This window comes from Mesotoga infera (assembly GCA_011045915.1).
In the GTDB taxonomy this organism is placed as follows: Bacteria; Thermotogota; Thermotogae; order Petrotogales; family Kosmotogaceae; genus Mesotoga; species Mesotoga infera_D.
Map to the genome: position 1 here is coordinate 1 of DSBT01000208.1, position 2,583 is coordinate 2,583.

Below are 2,583 nucleotides of genomic sequence, written 5' to 3' on the forward strand. Positions count from 1 at the left end.
AAAACCAGAAACTCACTCGCTTCACTCGCAGAGAAACACGCCATACCGACTCCGGAGGAACTCCTTTAGCAGTCTCCTGATAATGGAATAACGACTGTCTAGAAAACCCACACGAAGACCAGCATCGGCCTGAATGGCAAACTGCGGACAAAATTGTATGCAGAGGCTATTCCGGCGAAGTCCGCTATCAGATCTTCGATCTCTGCCGAGCCTTCCCCGGAAAGGTGGTCCCAGACTTCCTTCCCTACACCAAGAAATGCCGAGAAGAGAAAACCGCCCGTGTCCCCAAGCAAGAAGCTTGAAAGGCCAAAGGCGGTATAGCTAACAGAATAATGTAAGAATTTGTCGTAACCCGTTACCGCTAAACTTGCAAAAGAAAAAAGTAGAACAAACAAAACCAAAAAAAATCTTCTCAAAAAAGTCTCTTTGACTCTTGATTAGAATTCGTAGAGCACTCCAAGTCCTGCAGAGAAGAACTCGGGAAGGGGCCAGTAATCTCCACCGGGGAAGTCTCCCTCCTGGCGAGTCTGATAGTCTTTCACTCTGTAGCCCCTTGCATAGCCATTGAGAATTACCCCATCGGAAATCGGTGTCATAACCTGGAACCCGCCACCAACTGCAAGATGTGGCGCTCCAAGATCAAGAATTCCGATCTCCCAACCCTGTTCACCAAAGTTCGAGTCCTGTACAGAGCCTACACTAACAAGTAGCCTTACGGTCAGGTTCATTGTCTCGAAGACCTGGAAATAGATATCGGCATTGAACAAACCTATCTTATTGCTTGGATACCTGATGGCCGCCTGCGCACTCAACATGGCTCCAATCTTATCGGTAAATGGAAGCTGAAGAGAGAGATCCAAGGCACCGGCGCCCCATCTCTCGGGCTGATAAACTGGATTAGTGGCATTAATCCCAAAAGCACCACCTATAAGCGCTTTAGGCGTAGAGAAACCCAGTGAGACCGCAAAAAGGAGCAAAGCTACTAAAGCGACTTTCTTCATAAATACACCTCCCCTTAATAATTGCAAAGCTATTGGCGTTATTGGCAGTATAAGACAGATTGATTATACCACAACAGTATTGAGGTTCAAAGCCATTATTGCTGCTCTATTCGGAAGAAAAAAACGTCCAGGAAGCAAGATTATTCACAAGTCTGTCCGTTGACGCATCCTTCTTTCAACATCCCTCTTCGCGATATCCTCGCGCTTGTCGAAAAGTCTCTTTCCCTTTGCGAGTGAAATCTCAACCTTAGCCTTTCCCTTGTCGTTGAAGTAGATTCTCAGAGGGATAATTGTCAATCCCTTTTCCTTGATCTTCTGATCGAGCCTCAGTATCTCCTTCCTATGCATAAGAAGCCTTCGCTTTCTGCGCGGCTCGTGATTCCAAACATTTCCATGTGTATACTGACTGATATTGCATTCCATAAGAAAGATCTCCCCGTTCTCGATCTTGCAGTATGCATCTATCAGAGAAGCGCCGCCAAGGCGCAGAGATTTTACTTCCGTGCCGACAAGCTCGATCCCGGCTTCGTATGAATCCATAAGGTGGTACTGGAACCGTGCCTTCTTGTTCGTAACTACCGTTTTCATTGAGATCCCTCCGTCCCGCTGAACGGAATTGATTTTATCACAAGGCATATGCATTTCAAAAAAGGGATCTTAATAAGATCCCTTTCTTATGGTCCGCTCTTTATATTAAACAAGAGAAAACCATGCCCAAAAAAATTATAACTTCTTTTCCGCTGGGCAATGGAAATTTTGTGCGTCAATTGTGAAAAATTTATCGCTCAAGAGAACATGGCCCGACTAGCCGATCAGAAGGGGCGCAGGCCTCCTCACTACCTTGTCGCTTATTTCGAACTCCAATGACGGCCACGTGCTCTCTTCAGGAAATGATAGGATCGAATTTTCGTCATTGCCTATCAATACGGTGTCTTCGGACTTCGTGCCCCTTATTGTCGGATTCCAGGCAACGGCATTGCCCTCCAGAAGATAGACATCGCTCTTCAGATTGGCGTGTACTTCCCTCGGGAGATATCCGGCGATCCCTCCTTGATGATGGAACTTCCATTCACCGGACCTGCCCACCTTTTCATAGGCATCGATCAAGCTTTCAAAGGCTTCCGACAGCTTCACTCCCGGTCTTGACGAGCCAATCGCCACAGCATCGACGAAGCAGTTCTGTTCATGCTGGCGTATTACATCGTCCGACGCCTCAAACATGAAAGTCCTGCTCGAAGAAACGATCAAGCCCCTTCTCCTGGCACAGATGCTCACGAATCCTCTTCTTCCAAGCTTAACGTCTCTCGATAGATTGTGCCTGTATCTGAGTGAGCTGTCCTCCGAGAAAACAAGCGCCAATAAAGGTTCGATGTCCCTCTTCGCCATCGCATCGTAGAAGAGACCTTGAACTTCCAGTTCAGTCATCTCACTATTTAGAGTAGGGACTAGTGCGGAAAAGATCTCGTCGCACTCCCTGCCCAAAATCCTGTAAGTATCTGTCTCTGACTGGCTCAAGAGAGTTCGCATTGGAGTAATGTCTACGTGCTCGCCGGAATACCTGCCGGCATCGGAAAGGAGCTTC

Annotated in this window: 4 protein-coding genes; all 4 read right to left on the bottom strand. The window is 47.3% G+C overall.

Translation table 11 applies throughout. The features are described from left to right. Positions 1-98 precede the first annotated feature (98 nt). Entirely contained in the window at positions 99-416 is a 318-nt protein-coding gene (locus ENN47_07445; GenBank protein HDP78002.1) for a hypothetical protein, read from the bottom strand. A 21-nt stretch (positions 417-437) separates the two neighbouring features. Next, positions 438-1,001, bottom strand: a complete 564-nt coding sequence (locus ENN47_07450; protein ID HDP78003.1) for a hypothetical protein — start codon at positions 999-1,001, stop codon at positions 438-440. 144 nt (positions 1,002-1,145) lie between these two features. Then, the gene (smpB, locus tag ENN47_07455) at positions 1,146-1,589 is read right to left on the bottom strand and encodes an SsrA-binding protein SmpB (protein HDP78004.1); all 444 of its coding nucleotides are present in this window, start codon (positions 1,587-1,589) and stop codon (positions 1,146-1,148) included. Between the two features lie 216 nt (positions 1,590-1,805). Continuing rightward, positions 1,806-2,583, bottom strand: a 778-nt coding sequence (locus tag ENN47_07460) for a peptidase M24 (GenBank protein HDP78005.1), incomplete at its 5' end; no start/stop codon positions are given.

Coding starts and splice junctions, on each gene's coding strand:
- ENN47_07450 (HDP78003.1), bottom strand. CDS start 1,001: ATGAAGAAAGTCGCTTTAGTAGCTTTGCTCCTTTTTGCGGTCTCACTG.
- smpB (HDP78004.1), bottom strand. CDS start 1,589: ATGAAAACGGTAGTTACGAACAAGAAGGCACGGTTCCAGTACCACCTT.